Source organism: Nonomuraea rhodomycinica, from assembly GCF_013363995.1.
Lineage (GTDB): Bacteria > Actinomycetota > Actinomycetes > Streptosporangiales > Streptosporangiaceae > Nonomuraea > Nonomuraea rhodomycinica.
Genome location: NZ_JABWGO010000002.1, coordinates 898,042 through 912,384, shown reverse-complemented (window position 1 = coordinate 912,384; position 14,343 = coordinate 898,042). Strand labels below are relative to the sequence as shown.

Here is a 14,343-nt window from a genome sequence, read left to right as displayed (position 1 = left end):
GCCAGGTGCTCATCGCAGGTCGATGACCTCGCCCGCGGTGCCGGTGCGCCGGCGCGTGATGCGGCCGTCGTCCACGATCTGGCCGTCGAACAGCGACACCAGGCGGTCGGCCAGGCTCGCCACCCGGGCGTCGTGGGTGACCATGACGATGGTCTGGCCCTGCTTGTGGACCTCGCCGAGCAGGCGCAGCACGTCGCGGGTGTTGCGGCTGTCGAGGTTGCCCGTGGGTTCGTCGGCCAGCAGCACGCTGGGCTTGTTGGCCAGCGCGCGGGCGAGGGCCACCCGCTGCTGCTCACCGCCGGAGAGCTGGGCGGGCGCGGCGTCGGCCCGGTCGCCCAGGTTGAGCGCGGCGAGCAGGCTCTCGCGCCGCTCGCGGGCCTCCTTGGGGGAGATCCCGGCCAGCAGGGCGGGCAGCTCGACGTTGTCGGCCACAGTCATGTTGGCCACGAGGTTGAAGAACTGGAAGACGAAGCCGACCTTCTCGCGGCGCAGCAGCGCCCAGGCGCTCTCCGACAGCGTGTCGACGCGCTTGCCGTCGAGCCAGATCTCGCCGCTGGTGCGGGTGTCGAGCCCGCCGAGCATGTGGACGAGCGTGGACTTGCCGGAGCCGGAGGGCCCCATGACGGCGACGAACTCGCCCTCCTCCACCTCCAGGTCGACGCCCCGGACCGCGGGCACCGGCAGGGCGCCCCCGGAGTAGATCTTGACCAGGTTGACCGCCTTGAGGACGGCGCTCATGCGAGGTCCTCCTGGCAGCGCTCCAGCCAGTCGAGGTCGGCCTGCAGGTGCAGCATGGCGCCCTCGATGAGGAGCCCGGCCACCCGGTCGCGGGGGTCGGTGCCGGACAGGAGGTCGTTCAGGTCGGCCATGAGGGAAAGATAGTGCCGCCGCTGGCGACTGATGAGAGCCATGCGGTCGGCGATGCCGGTGAGGGGGGCGAGGACGAGCTTCATGAAGAACTCGTCGCGCACCCGCGGCCCCTCGGTCGGCTCCTCGACCCACGCGGTCAGGGCGTCGCGGCCCTTGGCGGTCAGGTAGTAGACCTTCTTGTTCGGCCGGTTGGACTGCTCGACGTCGACGGACCTGACCAGGCCGTCCTTCTCCAGCCTGCCGAGCGTCACGTATATCTGGCCGATGTTGGGGGAAGGGTAGGCGGACCCGAAGGTCTGCTCCAGTGCCTGCTTCAGCTCGTAGCCGTGAGCCGGCTCCTTCGCCAGCAGGGCCAGCAGGTGAGGCCGCACGCCTCACCCCCTTCCCTTGCGTTACGTGAGCGTTACGTGCCCATCCGTTGACCTCCACATTACTCGTGTGCATAACATGAATGCATCTACCTAACACGTATGTAATCCCGAGGAACGTGGAGGTAACAGGGTGCTTCGCCCCGTTCCGATCGTGCTGGCCGTCCTCCTGGCGGCCGGATGCGCGGGAACGGGCGACGAGGGCGGTGGCGACACCGGGACCGGCGGCACGGGTCCCATCACGTTCGCCACCGGGCGCGACACCACGGCGTACCTGCAACCCCTGCTGGACCGCTGGAACCAGGCCCACCCGGCCGAGAAGGTGACGCTCCTCGAACTGCCCGAGGCCGCCGACGAGCAGCGCGCGCAGATGGTGGCCAACCTCCAGGCCCGCAGCAGCCGGTACGACGTGCTCGGACTGGATGTGGTGTGGACCGCGGAGTTCGCGGACAACGGCTGGATCATCCCCCTGGAGCGCGGGCTCTTCCCGCTCGACAGGCTCCTGCCGACGGCCGTGGAGACCGCGGTCTACAAGGACAAGCTCTGGGCCGTGCCGTACACGTCCAACGCGGGGCTGCTCTACTACCGCACCGACCTCGTGAAGAAGCCGCCCAGAACCTGGGCGGAGCTGCGCGAGCAGGCGCTAGCAGTCACGAAAAAGCATGACATCGAGGGTTATGCCGGGCAGTTCCTCGCGTACGAGGGGCTGACCGTCAACTTCACCGAGGCCGTGCAGTCGGCGGGCGGGCAGGTCGTCAGCCCCGACGGCACGAAGGTGACGCTCGACCCGGCCAAGGCGAAGACCGCGCTGGAGTTCCTCCAGCGGGGGCTGCGCGAGGGCTGGATCCCCAAGGAGTCGCTCACCTACAAGGAGGAGGAGACCCGCCTGGCCTTCCAGGAGGGCAGGCTCGCCTTCGCCCGCAACTGGCCGCACGCCTACGGGCCGGCCATCGGGCGGCTCGGCGGCAAGGTCGGCGTCACGCGGCTGCCCGGGCTGGACGGGCCCGGCTCCAGCACGCTCGGCGGCGCCAACCTGGCCGTCAGCGCCTCCTCCAAGCACCAGCAGACCGCGCAGGAGTTCATCCGCTACTTCACGGGCCTGGACAACGAGCGCCGGGTCCTCACCGAGGGGTCCTTCCCGCCGGTGTGGACCGAGCTGTACGACGATCCCGAGCTGATCAGGCGCTTCCCGTACCTGCCCGTGCTCAAGGAGAGCATCCTCGCCGCCAAGCTCCGGCCGGCGAGTCCCACCTACAACCAGCTGAGCCTGGTGATCGCCAGCTCGGTCGCCAAGGCCATCAGTCCTCCCTTCACCGAGTCCGCCGACGACGTCGCGGCCTCGATGAGATCCGAACTCGAAGAGATCATCAGAACCCAGTGAGGAAGTCATGGCAAAAGCCAGCGCAGCAGTCATCCTGGCCGGGCTCGCGGTAGCCGTCGCCGCCTGCGGCAACGCGCCGACGACGAGCGAGCCCGCGGCCTCGAGCTCCGCGAGCTCGGCGAGCACGGGCGGCGGCGGCAAGACCCTCGAAGGGGTCAAGCTGGAGATCGCCGCCAAGTGGACCGGCGACGAGCAGAAGAACTTCGAGCAGGTGCTCAAGGCCTTCACCGAGAAGACCGGCGCCAAGGTCACCTACGCCTCCACCGGCGAGGACACCGGTGCCTACCTCGGCCCGCGCATCCAGGGCGGCAGCCCGCCCGACGTGGCCGTCCTCCCGCAGCCCGGCCTGGTGCAGCAGTACGCCAAGCAGGGCGCGCTCAAGCCGCTGACCGACGCGGTGACCAAGGAGATCGACGCCAACTACACCCCGTACTGGAAGGAGCTCGGCTCCGCCGACGGCAAGGTGTACGGCGTGCTGATCAAGGCCGCGCACAAGTCGCTGGTCTGGTACCGCACGCAGGCCTTCCAGGACGCCGGCGTCCAGGAGCCGGCCACCTGGGACGACCTGATGAAGGCCGCGCAGACCATCGCCGACTCCGGCACCGCGCCGTTCTCCCTCTGCGGCGCGTCCGCCTGGACCCTGACCGACCTGTTCGAGAACATCTACCTCTCGACGGCCGGCCCCGAGAAGTACGACCAGCTCTCCAAGCACGAGATCCCGTGGACCGACCCGAGCGTGGCCACCGCGCTGGAGAAGATCGCGCAGATCGCCGGCAAGCAGGAGTTCATGGTCGACGGCACCTCCGGCACCATGCAGACCGACTTCCCGACCTGCGCCAACAAGGTCTTCGCCAACAAGAAGTCGGCCATGGTGATCGAGGCCGACTTCGTGGCCACCTCCGTCGCCCAGGCCAAGGGCAAGGTCGGCGAGGACGCCAAGGCCATCCCGTTCCCGAAGGCCGGCGACACCGCGCCCGTCATCCTCGGCGGCGACGTCGCGGTCGCGATGAAGGACTCCCCCGGCGCCATGGCGCTGCTGGAGTTCCTCGCCTCCAAGGAGGGCGGCGAGATCTGGGCCAAGCTGCCCGGCTACCTGTCGCCCAACAAGAACGTCTCCCCCGACAACTACCCCGACGCGCTGACCAAGCAGCTCGGCCAGACGATCGTCTCGGCCGGCGACGCCGTCCGCTACGACATGTCGGACCTCGCGCCCAGCGCGTTCGGCGGCACTGACGGCAAGGGCGAGTGGAAGATCCTCCAGGACTTCCTGCGCAAGCCCACGGACATCAAGGGCGCGCAGGCCGCGCTGGAGGCAGAGGCCAAGAAGGCCTGGAAGTAAAGAGGTAAGGCCGTGACCGAACGGTTGGACGGCCCGGCCCCGGCGGTGCCGCGCGAGGAGGAGACCTCGCGCGGCGGCGCAGCCGGACCGGCTGATACCCCCCGCACCACACGACGCCTCGGCCCCTCGCCGGCGGTCGCCATCGCCTTCCTCCTCCCGGCGGCCGTGCTGCTGGGCGTCTGGGTGGTCTACCCGATCGTCTACTCCCTGTTCCGCAGCCTCTTCGACGCCTCCGGCAAGGGGTTCGTGGGGCTGGGGAACTACACCACGATCTTCACCGACGCCGGCATGCTCACCACGATCAGGAACAACCTGATCTGGGTGGTCGTGGCGCCGATCGTGGTCACCACGCTCGGGCTCATCTTCGCGGTGCTCACCGAGCGGATCCGGTGGGCGACGGCGTTCAAGCTCATCGTGTTCATGCCGATGGCGGTCTCGCTCATGGCCGCCGGCGTGATCTTCCGCCTCGTGTACGACGAGGCCCCGGACAGGGGCGTGGCCAACGCCATCCTCACCACCGTGCACGACACGTTCTCCTCCTCGCAGGGCTACCCGGAGGCGCGTCCCCGTGAGGGCGCCCAGTCGGCGGTGGCCGCGCAGAACGGCGGAGTCGTCACCAAGCAGGCCGTGCAGGCGGGACAGCCGGTGCTGGTCCCGATCGTGGGCGTCAAGCCCGCGGCCATGCCGAAGAACGCCCGGCCCGCCAAGGCGCCCACGGGCGGCGGCGGCCTGGCCGGCACGGTGTGGTTCGACTTCACCCCCGGCGGCGGTGGCGCGCCGAACCAGGTCGACGCGGGCGAGAAGGGCCTGCCCGGCATGACGGTGGAGGCGGTCAAGGACGGCCAGGTGGCCGGCACCGCCACGACCGCCGAGGACGGCTCGTTCCGCTTCGAGGGACTGCCGGCCGGCTCGTACGTGGTGCGGCTGCCGCAGTCGAACTTCAAGGCCGCCTACAACGGCCTGACCTGGCTCGGGCCGACGCTCATCACACCGGCGATCATCGGCGCGTTCGTCTGGGTGTGGGCCGGGTTCGCGATGGTGCTGATCGCGGCGGGCCTGGCGGCCATCCCGCGGGACGCGCTGGAGGCCGCCCGCATCGACGGCGCGACGGAGTGGCAGGTGTTCCGGCGGATCACGGTGCCGCTGCTGTCGCCGGTGCTGCTGGTCGTCTTCGTCACCATGATCATCAATACCCTGAAGGTCTTCGACCTCGTCTTCATCATCGCGCCGTCCTCGGTCCAGCCGGAGGCGAACGTGGTCGCGCTGGAGATGTGGCGGGTGGCCTTCGGCGGCGGCAACAACCAGGGGCTCGGCAGCGCGCTGGCGATCTTCCTGCTCATTCTGGTCCTGCCCTTCATGATCATGAACATCCGCAGGTTCAGGAGGGAGAACGCATGACGACCGCGACAGCCACGGCCGCTCCCGCCGGCCTGCAGACGGGCGCGCCCCGCAGGGGCCTGGCCGGCAGGATCGTGGACCGCGTCGGCAGCGGCGTGATCCAGGTCCTCATGGTGCTGCTCGGCCTGTTCTGGCTGGTGCCCACGATCGGCCTGTTCGTCGTCTCGCTGCGCACGGTGGACGTCAACAACGCCGAGGGCTGGTGGACGGTCTTCACCAAGCCGGCCGAACTGACCATCAAGAACTACAGCGACCTGCTGGCCAGCGGCTTCACCTCGTCGTTCTGGAACACCGTGGCGATCACGGTGCCGACCACGGTCCTGGTGATCGGCATCGCGGCCATGGCGGCCTACGCGTTCGCGTGGATGGAGTTCAAGGGCCGCGACACGCTGTTCCTCGTCGTGGTCGGGCTGCTCATCGTGCCGATCCAGATCGCTCTCATCCCGATCGCCAAGATGTACGGCGACATGGGGATCTTCGGCTCGATCCCCGGCGTGGTGCTGTTCCACACGGCGTTCGGCCTGCCGTTCGCGATCTTCCTGCTGCGCAACTTCTTCGTCGGCATCCCGGCCTCGCTGCTGGAGGCGGCCCGGATGGACGGCGCGCCGGAGTGGAAGATCTTCGTCTCGGTGGTGTTCCCGCTGGGCAAGCCGGCGATCGCCTCGCTGGGCATCTTCCAGTTCCTGTGGGTGTGGAACGACATGCTCATCGCGCTGGTCTTCGCGAACACCGAGAGCCAGCCGATGACCAAGGCCCTCCAGTCGCAGATGCGGCAGTTCGGGTCCAACGTGGACATCCTCTCCTCGGGGGCGTTCCTGTCGCTGATCGTCCCGCTGATCCTGTTCTTCGCCTTCCAGCGGTACTTCGTCCAGGGCATGATGGCCGGCTCCGTCAAGTAGCCGGTCCTCCGTAAGCGGGCGCTCGCATCTCACAGGGGCTGCGGGCGCCCGCTCCGTCGTGCTCTGTGATCATTCCGGTACGGCCGGAGCGCCCGATTCGGACACGAGCCGCACCAGACCTGGATAGGCTGATCGGCCATGGCAGGTCGTCCCCTGAACGAAGTCGTCGAAGCCGGATGGGCCCGAGCACTGGAGCCCGTCGCCGAGCGGATCGCCCACATGGGCGAGTTCCTGCGCAACGAGATCAACGAAGGCCGGCAGTACCTCCCCTCCGGAGCCAACGTGCTGCGCGCCTTCAGCCAGCCCTTCGACGAGGTCAAGGTGCTGATCGTCGGGCAGGACCCCTACCCCACCCCCGGGCACCCCATCGGGCTGTCCTTCTCCGTCGCCCCCGACGTGCGGCCCATCCCGGGCAGTCTGCTCAACATCTACAAGGAGATGGAGTCCGACCTGGGGCTCCCGCGTCCGGCGAACGGCGACCTGACCCCGTGGGCCGAGCAGGGCGTCCTGCTGCTCAACCGGGTGCTCACCGTGATGCCCGGCAAGCCCGCCTCCCACCGCGGCAAGGGCTGGGAGGAGGTCACCGAGCAGGCCATCCGCGCCCTCGTGGCCCGCGACAAGCCGATGGTCGCGATCCTGTGGGGCCGCGACGCGCGCAACCTCGCGCCCATGCTCGGCCAGGTCCCGCGCATCGAGTCGGCCCACCCGTCGCCGCTGTCGGCGCGCAACGGATTCTTCGGGTCGCGGCCGTTCAGCCGGGCCAACGAGCTGCTCATCCAGCAAGGCGCGACCCCGGTCGAGTGGAAGCTGCCCTAGCATCGTCGCCATGAGCGATAACGAGAAATTCCTGCGTCTCACGGTCGAGCTGACCGTCGAGGTGCTCGACGTCAATGCGCTGCAGGCCGCCGCGCTCGCCGAGATCCGGCACCCGGACGCCGACCTGTCCGACGAGGAGCGGGCCGAGCAGGCCGAGCTGGTCTCCTCCGACGAGACCGGCGCCTCGGCGTTGCAGTGGCTCATCGAGCCCGACCACGTGCTCCAGCTCGTGGACCACATCGACGAGATCGAGCCCCGCGAGGCCATGCTGGGTGTCGAGCCGTCCGAAGCGCCCGAGGACGACGAGGACGACGAGGAGCATGCGCACGCCTGACATCGGGAGCCGGTCACGGCGCTGAGGCGCGCCGTGACCGGCCGTCAGGCCGGCGAAGAGTCCGGGCACGGGGTCGTCCGTGCCCGCCCGCACGAGAGGGCACGCTGTGATCGTCGCATTCTCCATCACCCCGCTGGGCGTCGGCGAAGGGGTCGCCGAGCCGGTGGCGCGCGCCGTCAAGGTGGTCAGGGAGAGCGGGCTGCCGAATCGCACCGACGCCATGTTCACCACGATCGAGGGTGAGTGGGACGAGGTGATGGCCGTCGTCAAGCGCGCCGTGGACGCGGTGGCGGAGGTCGCACCCCGGGTCAGCCTCGTCCTGAAGGCCGACCTGCGCGAGGGCGTCACGGACGGGATGACGAGCAAGCTCGAATCCCTGGAACGCCACCTGTCCTAGTCCCCTCGCCGGGAGTTCTGGCCCCTCCATGGGAGTCCTGACGTCCTTCCTGTGAGTCCGGCCGCTCCCTGGAATCCTGCCCCCTCCCTGGGGGCTCGTGAGCGTGCGTGCCCCCTGGTGGGCGCGCACGCACGGGTTGCGGGCCGGCACGCTTGGGACATCCATGGAGACCCCTCAGCGCAAACGCGATATGTCTTGACCCGCTCCGGTGACGCGACATATCGTGTTCTTCGCGACGCGAACGCGATATGACGCGTTCCCCTTCCCCTTCGCGTACCCCCTGAGAGGTGGACATGAAGCACGAACGAGTGCCCGTCCTGATCGTCGGCGGCGGCTACGCCGGGCTGAGCGCGGCCATGCTCCTCGCGTGGCGGCAGATCCCCGTCATGCTCGTCGAGCGGCACCCCGGCACCTCGATCCAGCCCAAGGCGTTCGGCGTCGGCCCGCGAGCCGTCGAGCTGCTGCGGCCCGTGCCCGGCGTCGAGCACGCCCTCGGCCGGATCTGGGAGGGCATCGGCGACGACATGCGCATCGCCATCGCCCCCAGCCTCAGCGCCCCGAACCCCCACATGATCATGGAGAACCAGGCGCTGGACTTCCTCTCCGAGCTCACCCCCGCCACCCAGGTGGGCGCCCCGCAGGCCGAGATCGAGCGGGTGCTGCGCGCCAAGGCCGAGGAGCTGGGCGCCGACCTGCGCTTCTCGACCGAGCTGGTCACGCTCGACCAGGACGGCGAGGGCGTGACGGCGGTCATCCGGTCGGGCGGCGTCGACAGCCTGGTCCGGGCCGACTACGTGGTGGCCGCCGACGGCTACCGCAGCCCGCTGCGCGAGGCGCTCGGCATCCCCACCACGGGCAAGGGCCCGCTCGGGCACATGTTCTCGATCATGTTCGACGCGGACCTGAGCGGGCTCGTCCGCGAGCGCGAGGTCACGCTGTGGTACCTGCAGAACGACGTGTTCACCGGCGTGATCGTCACCGGCACCGGCGTCGGCGCGCACGTCGTGGGCGTCAACTACGACCCCGGCAAGGGCGAGAGCGCGGCCGACTTCACCCCCGAGCGGTGCGTGGATCTGGTGCGCGTCGCCACCGGTGTCCCGGACCTCGACGTGCGGATCCTGGACACGACCTCCTTCACCCTCGCGCACATCCTGGCCGAGCGGTACCGGCACGGCCGGGTGTTCCTGGCCGGCGACGCGGCCCACACCATGCCGCCCACCGGCGGCCAGGGCGGCAGCACCGCGCTGCAGGACGGCTGCGACATCGCCTGGCGGCTCTGGCTCGTCCTCACCGGCCAGGCCGGGCCCGGCTTCCTCGACACCTACGACGCGGAACGCCGCCCCATCGGCGCCCTGACCGCCGACGCGCAGCTCGCCAACCTCGGGGTGCGGATGCCGCCCGGCCGGCGCGTCGACTACCCGGAGCCGCTGGAGGACTTCCTCCCGGCCCTGCTCGGCTACCGCTACCACTCGACGGCCGTCGTGGCCGAGCCCGGCGACGACGGCTCGCTGCTGGAGGACCCGCGCGTGCCCACCGGCCGGCCCGGCGGCCGGGCCCCGCACGTCGTCCTCGACTGGGACGGGCAGCGGATCTCCACGATCGACCTGTTCGCGTCCGGGTTCGTGCTGCTGGCCGGGCCGAAGGGGCGGGCCTGGACCGACGCCGGGCGCCGGGTGCAGGACAAGCTCGGGATCCAGCTCACGCGGGTCATGGTGGGCGACGAGCTGACGGACGTGGAGGGCGTCTTCGGCAAGAGGTACGGCGTGGGCGAGGGCGGCGCCGTGCTGGTGCGGCCCGACGGATACGTGGCCTGGCGGTCCCCGGAGCCGGACCCCGCGCCGGCGGCCACGCTGGAGCGCGTGCTGCGTCAGGTGCTCAGCCGCTGACGGGCTCCCCTGCGGCGACGTCGCGTGTTCCGGCCACGCCGGGGCCCGTCGTGGCCAGGGGTCGCGCGCTCACGCCTGCCACCCACCGCGCGATCCCCCACATGCGCTCGTCTCCCGCCCGTTCCGTGCGGGAGACCGGCCCGAGGAGATGGTTCGTGAGCCCGATGGCCGCGGCTAGATGTCTCATTCCTGACAACGTAGAGAACGTCTGGCTCAGGGATATAGTCCAGATCCATGGAGGATGAGTGGTCCAGATGGGGGCTGGATCTCCACGTCCATCTCCGGACCGGCGCGGGGCACGGTCTGCGGGCCGGGCTCGAACACGCCCTGCGTGACGCCGTGCGAAGCGGCCGGCTCAGCTCGGGAACACGGCTGCCGTCGTCGCGGGCGCTCGCCCGCGACCTCGGGCTCGCCCGCGGCACCGTCACCCAGGCCCTGGACCAGCTCGTCGCCGAGGGATACCTGGAGTCGAAGCCACGCTCGGGCATCCGCGTCGCGCCCCAGCCCACCGCGCCGCCCGCGGAGACCGCGCCCCCGTCCCACGCCACCCTGCGGCCCGTACGGGGTGTCGATCTGCGCTCCGGCTCTCCCGACCTCGCCGCGTTCCCGCGACGCGAGTGGCTCGCCGCCACCCGGCACGTCATGCAGACCGCCCCCAACACCGCCTTCGGCTACCGGGAGCCAACGGGCGCGATCGAGCTGCGGCAGGCGCTGGCCGAGTACCTCGGCCGGGCCCGTGGCGTCAGCACCACGCCCGACCACATCGTGGTGTGCGCCGGCTACGCCCACGCGTTGCGCCTGGTGTGTCAGGTCCTCCGCCATCACGGCGGCTCCGCCGGCGCGCTCGCCTTCGAGGACCCCACCGAGCCCCGCCACCCGGCGCTCGTCGAACAGCTCGGACACCGGGCGCGGCGCCTCCCCGTCGACCGGGACGGATTGATCGTCGAGGGCCTCACGGACGAGAGCGCCGTCGTCGTCACCCCCGCCCACCAGTACCCGCTCGGGGTCACCCTGAGCCCCGCCCGGCGCGTCGAGCTGGTGTCCTGGGCCAGGCGGACCGGCGCGTACATCGTGGAGGACGACTACGACGGCGAGTTCCGTTACGATCGCCAGCCCGTCGGCGCGCTCCAGGGCATGGCACCCGACCGGGTCGTCTACGCCGGAACCGCCAGCAAGACCATCGCGCCCGGCCTGCGCCTGGCCTGGCTCGCCCTGCCCAGCGGCCTGCTCGCCGCGCTGCGGGAGGTGACGCGCTGGGACGAGTCCTCGGTCAGCGTCATCGACCAGCTCGTGCTCGCGCGGCTCGTCCGGACGGGCGAACTCGACCGGCACGTGCGCCGCTGCCGGGCCCGCTACCGCCGGCGGCGCGACCTTCTCGGCGAGGCCGTCACCCGGCGCCTGCCGCACGGCCGCCTGTCCGGCATCGCCGCCGGCCTGCACGCCGTCCTCCGCCTCCCCGCCGGGTCCGACCACGAGGCGGCCCTGCTCGCTCACCTGGCCGGACGCGGCATCCACGTCGAAGGCATCTCGCCCTTCTACCACCGGCCGGAGCGGTCCCCGCTCGCCGTCGTCATCGGCTACGCCACCCCGGCCGAGCACGCCTATGGCAGCGCCCTGGACGCGCTCGTCGACGCCCTGCGGGAACGCATGCCGGCCACCGGGCCTCAGCCGAGGTCGGGGTGCGGGATGTAGCGGTCGGGGCGGATCAGGGAGAGAGCGCCGTCGTCGGCCATGAACGTGTCCAGGTCGCCGATCCTCCACCCGGCCTCGACCAGCGGCGACACGAGCGGATGCACCCCCGGCACCGCGATCCTGGCCACAAGCGGCGCCGGCTCGCCACCGCCGGCCTGGCCCGTCGCGCTCTCCCGGACCTCCGCTGTTGACGGGACGGCCCCGGCGGACCGGATGGCCGCTGTTGACGGGACAGCCCCGGCGGACCGGATAGTCGCTCTTGGCGCTATGTCCCCGCTCGATGACCCCAAAGGCCCGGTGGACCTGGAAGCGCCGCTTGATCCAAGAGTCCCGACCGACCCCCTAGCCCAGGTAGACCCGGCGCAGCTGGACCTGACAGGCCCGATAGACCCCTCTAGCCCGGTTGACGCGGAAGCGCCACTTGACCCGGAAGCTCCGGCGGACCCCATAGCCCGGGTAGACCCGGCAGCGCAGCCTGACCCGAAATCCCCGGCAGACTCCGAAGGTCCGTTGGAGCCGGAAGCGCCATTTGACCCCAAAGGCCCGGTGGACCGGACCGTCGCTGCGAGTGCGCCGAGCGCCGCCTCCGCGCAATCCTGTGGCGTCGTGCCGCCGGCCGGGCCGATCACGACGTCGCCGCCGCTCACTCGGGCGAAGGCATATCCCTCACCCGTCGTGTACGGGGTGACGCCCGGCGTGGCGGCGTACCAGGCGAGTGTGCCCGGGCGGGCACCGCCGCCGGCCCGCGCGTCGAGCTCCACGACGTCCTCCGGGCGTGCCTCCCGGACCGGCGGGGCAGGCAGACCTGAGGCGGGACCGGTCAGGTAGAGCAGCGGGCACCAGGGGCGCAGCCCGTACCGGATGTACAGGCCCATGGCGCGCGGGTCCGAGGAGGCGAAGGTGACTTTCGGTCCGCCCCCGCCCAGCAACTCCGCGAGGAGAGCGCGCCCCACCCCGGACGACTGGTGCTCGGGCAGGACGAACAGGTCGCCCAGGTGCGTGACTTCACCACGGCGCAGCGTGCCGCCGAAACCCCGGGCCCGCCCGTTCGCCGTGGGGGCGAGGACGAGCCTGCCGAAGGCCCGCTCGGCGTCGAGGAAGTCGCGTGCCGCAGGCCAGCCCCGCAGCAGCCCGAACCGCCTGGCCACCGCCCGCACAGCGGGCATGTCGCCCTCTTCCGCGCCGCGCACCATGCCCTCTGCCACGTCTCCTCCACACCTAGTCGCGAACTCACCCCATCATCGACTGCTCCGGCCAGAGGCTCGCCAGGATCGCGCCCGCGGCGAGCAGCGCGTGGCGGCATGCCCCGCCGCATCCCTGTCCACGCCTGTTCCGGCAGGTCCCCGCCATTCAAGCCGCCACGTCGTGCTCCCCATCCCCATCCCCGTCACCGTCCGCCGTGCGCCGCCTGGCGAACTGGGGCCCGGGGCGGGCTCGGGTCGGTCAAGCTGCGAGGGGGTACGGTGCGGTGCTGGGGCGGGGTGGGCTTGCCTCCTGGGTGGCGCAGAGCCAGTCGTTCAATGAGCCGGTGAAGCCCGAAGGTGGGCCGACCTTGAGGCAGGTCGCCCTCCCTGTGCCCGAGACCGGGGCGACCTTGAGGCGGCGGACGCTTCCCGGTCTGCCCATGGTCGGGGGCTCCGTTTCGCAGGGCGTCAGGCGTACGTCGAACGACGGCCCTGCGAGAGCCGACGAGGTCGCAGGCCGCGAGGCGGTGACGGCGGAGACGGCGGAGAAGCCACCTGCGGTGTGTGACGGTGGCGTCGCCTGGCCGATGCTGTCGGGCGGTTCGCTCCACGCCATGGGGTCTCCCGGCGGGCTGATGTGCAGGTGGTCGTCGATGAGGCGGACGTCCGCCCTCGGGTGTGTCGCGAGGAACGCCAGGTGGTCGGCCAGCAGATGGCTCGCCACCGTACGGAGGAGGTTCGTCGCGCACAGCGTGTGGGCGCAGGCGGCGCCGTCGATGGTGATCTCCGGCAGCGCGAAGCGGCGCAGCCCTCGTGAGGTGACCCGCAGGCAGTCGCACGCCGCCGTGTCAGCAGGGTCCCAGGGCGGGCAGGTGGCGTCGTCGTGGACCTGGACGTCCCAGCCCAGCCAGTCGTCGGCGAGCCGGAAGACGACGGGCTCGTCGGGGCAGCGGTCACAGCTCGGCACCGTCGAGCCCGTCAGCGGGTCGATGACCAGGCCGCCGCACTGCCGGGCCAGGGCGCGGGCCGTCGCGCGGGCGACCTGGAGGATGTCCGGGAGCTGGTGCGGGGGCGCGGTCGAGGAGACCACCAGGTGCTGTCTGGCACGTCGCAGGAGGCGGCGTTCGTCGTGGTGGAGGAAGCGACAGCCGTCGTGGTGGGAGGTCCAGCGCTCCTCGGGGTGGCGGCTTCGGCTCTCGGCGGGGTGCCGGGTGTCGAGGTTGTGGTGGAAGGGGGTGCGGGGGTCTGTGCCGGGGATTCGGGGGTCGGGGTAGTGGGCGGCCCGGTGTTCGTGCTCGCCGGGGATCCGCCGCCCGGCGTAGGGCGCGCTCCGGCGTGCGTCGGGACGAGGTGAGGCGGGTGGGAGTGGCGTGGCTCTGTGCGGCGGCGAGATCGGGCGGCGCAGGGCTCTGCTCCCGGGCGGCGTGGTGACGCCTCTCCACGGTGCCGGGTGGTGCGTGACCTCCAGGCCGGGCGTTCCGTAGGCGGTCATGGCGGCCTTGCGGTGCGGCTTGGCGACCCTCCACGGCACGAGGTCGGGGATCGGGCACGGCAGACGCTCGATGGCGACGACGAACCGGCTCGTCAGAGCCGCGGGCAGCGGCAGGGGGATCTTCATGAGGGCCTCCGGGGTGGGTGAGGGCCTCAGCTTGGCGAAGGGCTGGGAGGGGTGAGGGTGCCGAGCGCGGTTCTGTGGATGACGAGGTTTCTCTCATGGAGAGGCTGTGGACGACAGGCCCCGGCGTCAGCGCCAGGGAAACCTCGTCATGCGTACCAGGA

Annotated in this window: 14 protein-coding genes and 1 pseudogene; 9 read left to right on the top strand and 6 right to left on the bottom strand. The window is 71.2% G+C overall.

All coding sequences use genetic code 11. The annotated features are described in order from the left end of the window. Positions 1-9: 9 nt before the first annotated feature. Both HT134_RS15130 and HT134_RS15125 read right to left on the bottom strand, forming a co-directional pair. Positions 10-738: an ABC transporter ATP-binding protein gene (locus HT134_RS15130; RefSeq protein ID WP_175600955.1), complete on the bottom strand. Its 729-nt coding sequence runs from the start codon at positions 736-738 to the stop codon at positions 10-12. Continuing rightward, positions 735-1,241: a PadR family transcriptional regulator gene (locus HT134_RS15125; RefSeq protein WP_175600954.1), complete on the bottom strand. Its 507-nt coding sequence runs from the start codon at positions 1,239-1,241 to the stop codon at positions 735-737. The genes HT134_RS15130 and HT134_RS15125 overlap by 4 nt, the downstream gene beginning before the upstream one ends. Before the next feature lie 130 nt (positions 1,242-1,371). Between HT134_RS15125 and HT134_RS15120 the strand changes: the two genes are divergently transcribed. From HT134_RS15120 to HT134_RS15085, 8 genes are all read left to right on the top strand, one after another. Next, positions 1,372-2,619 carry an ABC transporter substrate-binding protein gene (locus HT134_RS15120; RefSeq protein ID WP_312888132.1) on the top strand — a complete coding sequence of 416 codons (1,248 nt, stop codon included), beginning with the start codon at positions 1,372-1,374 and terminating at the stop codon, positions 2,617-2,619. Positions 2,620-2,626: 7 nt separating this feature from the next. Then, a complete protein-coding gene (locus HT134_RS15115) occupies positions 2,627-3,958 on the top strand; it encodes an ABC transporter substrate-binding protein (protein ID WP_175600953.1) in 1,332 nt (443 codons plus the stop codon). Between the two features lie 12 nt (positions 3,959-3,970). After that, the gene (locus HT134_RS15110) at positions 3,971-5,356 is read left to right on the top strand and encodes an ABC transporter permease (RefSeq protein WP_175600952.1); all 1,386 of its coding nucleotides are present in this window, start codon (positions 3,971-3,973) and stop codon (positions 5,354-5,356) included. After that, a complete protein-coding gene (locus HT134_RS15105; protein WP_175600951.1) occupies positions 5,353-6,255 on the top strand; it encodes a carbohydrate ABC transporter permease in 903 nt (300 codons plus the stop codon). The genes HT134_RS15110 and HT134_RS15105 overlap by 4 nt, the downstream gene beginning before the upstream one ends. Positions 6,256-6,393: 138 nt before the next feature. Then, a complete protein-coding gene (locus tag HT134_RS15100; protein WP_175600950.1) occupies positions 6,394-7,071 on the top strand; it encodes a uracil-DNA glycosylase in 678 nt (225 codons plus the stop codon). A gap of 10 nt (positions 7,072-7,081) precedes the next feature. Further along, on the top strand, positions 7,082-7,405 hold the full coding sequence (locus tag HT134_RS15095) for a hypothetical protein (RefSeq protein WP_175594104.1): 324 nt from the start codon (positions 7,082-7,084) through the stop codon (positions 7,403-7,405). Positions 7,406-7,511: 106 nt separating this feature from the next. Then, complete coding sequence (locus HT134_RS15090; protein WP_175594105.1) at positions 7,512-7,802, top strand: MTH1187 family thiamine-binding protein; 291 nt, start codon at positions 7,512-7,514, stop codon at positions 7,800-7,802. A 293-nt stretch (positions 7,803-8,095) separates the two neighbouring features. Then, positions 8,096-9,688 carry an FAD-dependent monooxygenase gene (locus HT134_RS15085; protein ID WP_175600949.1) on the top strand — a complete coding sequence of 531 codons (1,593 nt, stop codon included), beginning with the start codon at positions 8,096-8,098 and terminating at the stop codon, positions 9,686-9,688. Here the strand turns inward: HT134_RS15085 and HT134_RS15080 are convergent. Further along, positions 9,678-9,875 (bottom strand): hypothetical protein, encoded by a 198-nt coding sequence (locus tag HT134_RS15080; protein WP_175600948.1) that lies wholly within the window; start codon positions 9,873-9,875, stop codon positions 9,678-9,680. The genes HT134_RS15085 and HT134_RS15080 overlap by 11 nt on opposite strands. A gap of 47 nt (positions 9,876-9,922) precedes the next feature. Between HT134_RS15080 and pdxR the strand changes: the two genes are divergently transcribed. Beyond that, positions 9,923-11,380 carry a MocR-like pyridoxine biosynthesis transcription factor PdxR gene (gene pdxR / locus HT134_RS15075; protein WP_175600947.1) on the top strand — a complete coding sequence of 486 codons (1,458 nt, stop codon included), beginning with the start codon at positions 9,923-9,925 and terminating at the stop codon, positions 11,378-11,380. Here the strand turns inward: pdxR and HT134_RS46960 are convergent. From HT134_RS46960 to HT134_RS15065, 3 genes and pseudogenes are all read right to left on the bottom strand, one after another. Further along, the gene (locus HT134_RS46960) at positions 11,353-11,484 is read right to left on the bottom strand and encodes a hypothetical protein (RefSeq protein ID WP_281387486.1); all 132 of its coding nucleotides are present in this window, start codon (positions 11,482-11,484) and stop codon (positions 11,353-11,355) included. The two genes, pdxR and HT134_RS46960, sit on opposite strands and share 28 nt — an antisense overlap. Before the next feature lie 759 nt (positions 11,485-12,243). Next, a pseudogene (locus HT134_RS48085) lies at positions 12,244-12,546 on the bottom strand (GNAT family N-acetyltransferase); the annotation flags it as partial. Between the two features lie 277 nt (positions 12,547-12,823). Next, positions 12,824-14,182 carry a hypothetical protein gene (locus tag HT134_RS15065; RefSeq protein WP_175600945.1) on the bottom strand — a complete coding sequence of 453 codons (1,359 nt, stop codon included), beginning with the start codon at positions 14,180-14,182 and terminating at the stop codon, positions 12,824-12,826. Positions 14,183-14,343: the final 161 nt, after the last annotated feature.

Coding starts and splice junctions, on each gene's coding strand:
- HT134_RS15095 (WP_175594104.1), top strand. CDS start 7,082: ATGAGCGATAACGAGAAATTCCTGCGTCTCACGGTCGAGCTGACCGTC.
- HT134_RS15130 (WP_175600955.1), bottom strand. CDS start 738: ATGAGCGCCGTCCTCAAGGCGGTCAACCTGGTCAAGATCTACTCCGGG.
- HT134_RS15100 (WP_175600950.1), top strand. CDS start 6,394: ATGGCAGGTCGTCCCCTGAACGAAGTCGTCGAAGCCGGATGGGCCCGA.
- HT134_RS15065 (WP_175600945.1), bottom strand. CDS start 14,182: ATGAAGATCCCCCTGCCGCTGCCCGCGGCTCTGACGAGCCGGTTCGTC.
- HT134_RS15115 (WP_175600953.1), top strand. CDS start 2,627: ATGGCAAAAGCCAGCGCAGCAGTCATCCTGGCCGGGCTCGCGGTAGCC.
- pdxR (WP_175600947.1), top strand. CDS start 9,923: ATGGAGGATGAGTGGTCCAGATGGGGGCTGGATCTCCACGTCCATCTC.
- HT134_RS15085 (WP_175600949.1), top strand. CDS start 8,096: ATGAAGCACGAACGAGTGCCCGTCCTGATCGTCGGCGGCGGCTACGCC.
- HT134_RS15080 (WP_175600948.1), bottom strand. CDS start 9,875: ATGAGACATCTAGCCGCGGCCATCGGGCTCACGAACCATCTCCTCGGG.
- HT134_RS15105 (WP_175600951.1), top strand. CDS start 5,353: ATGACGACCGCGACAGCCACGGCCGCTCCCGCCGGCCTGCAGACGGGC.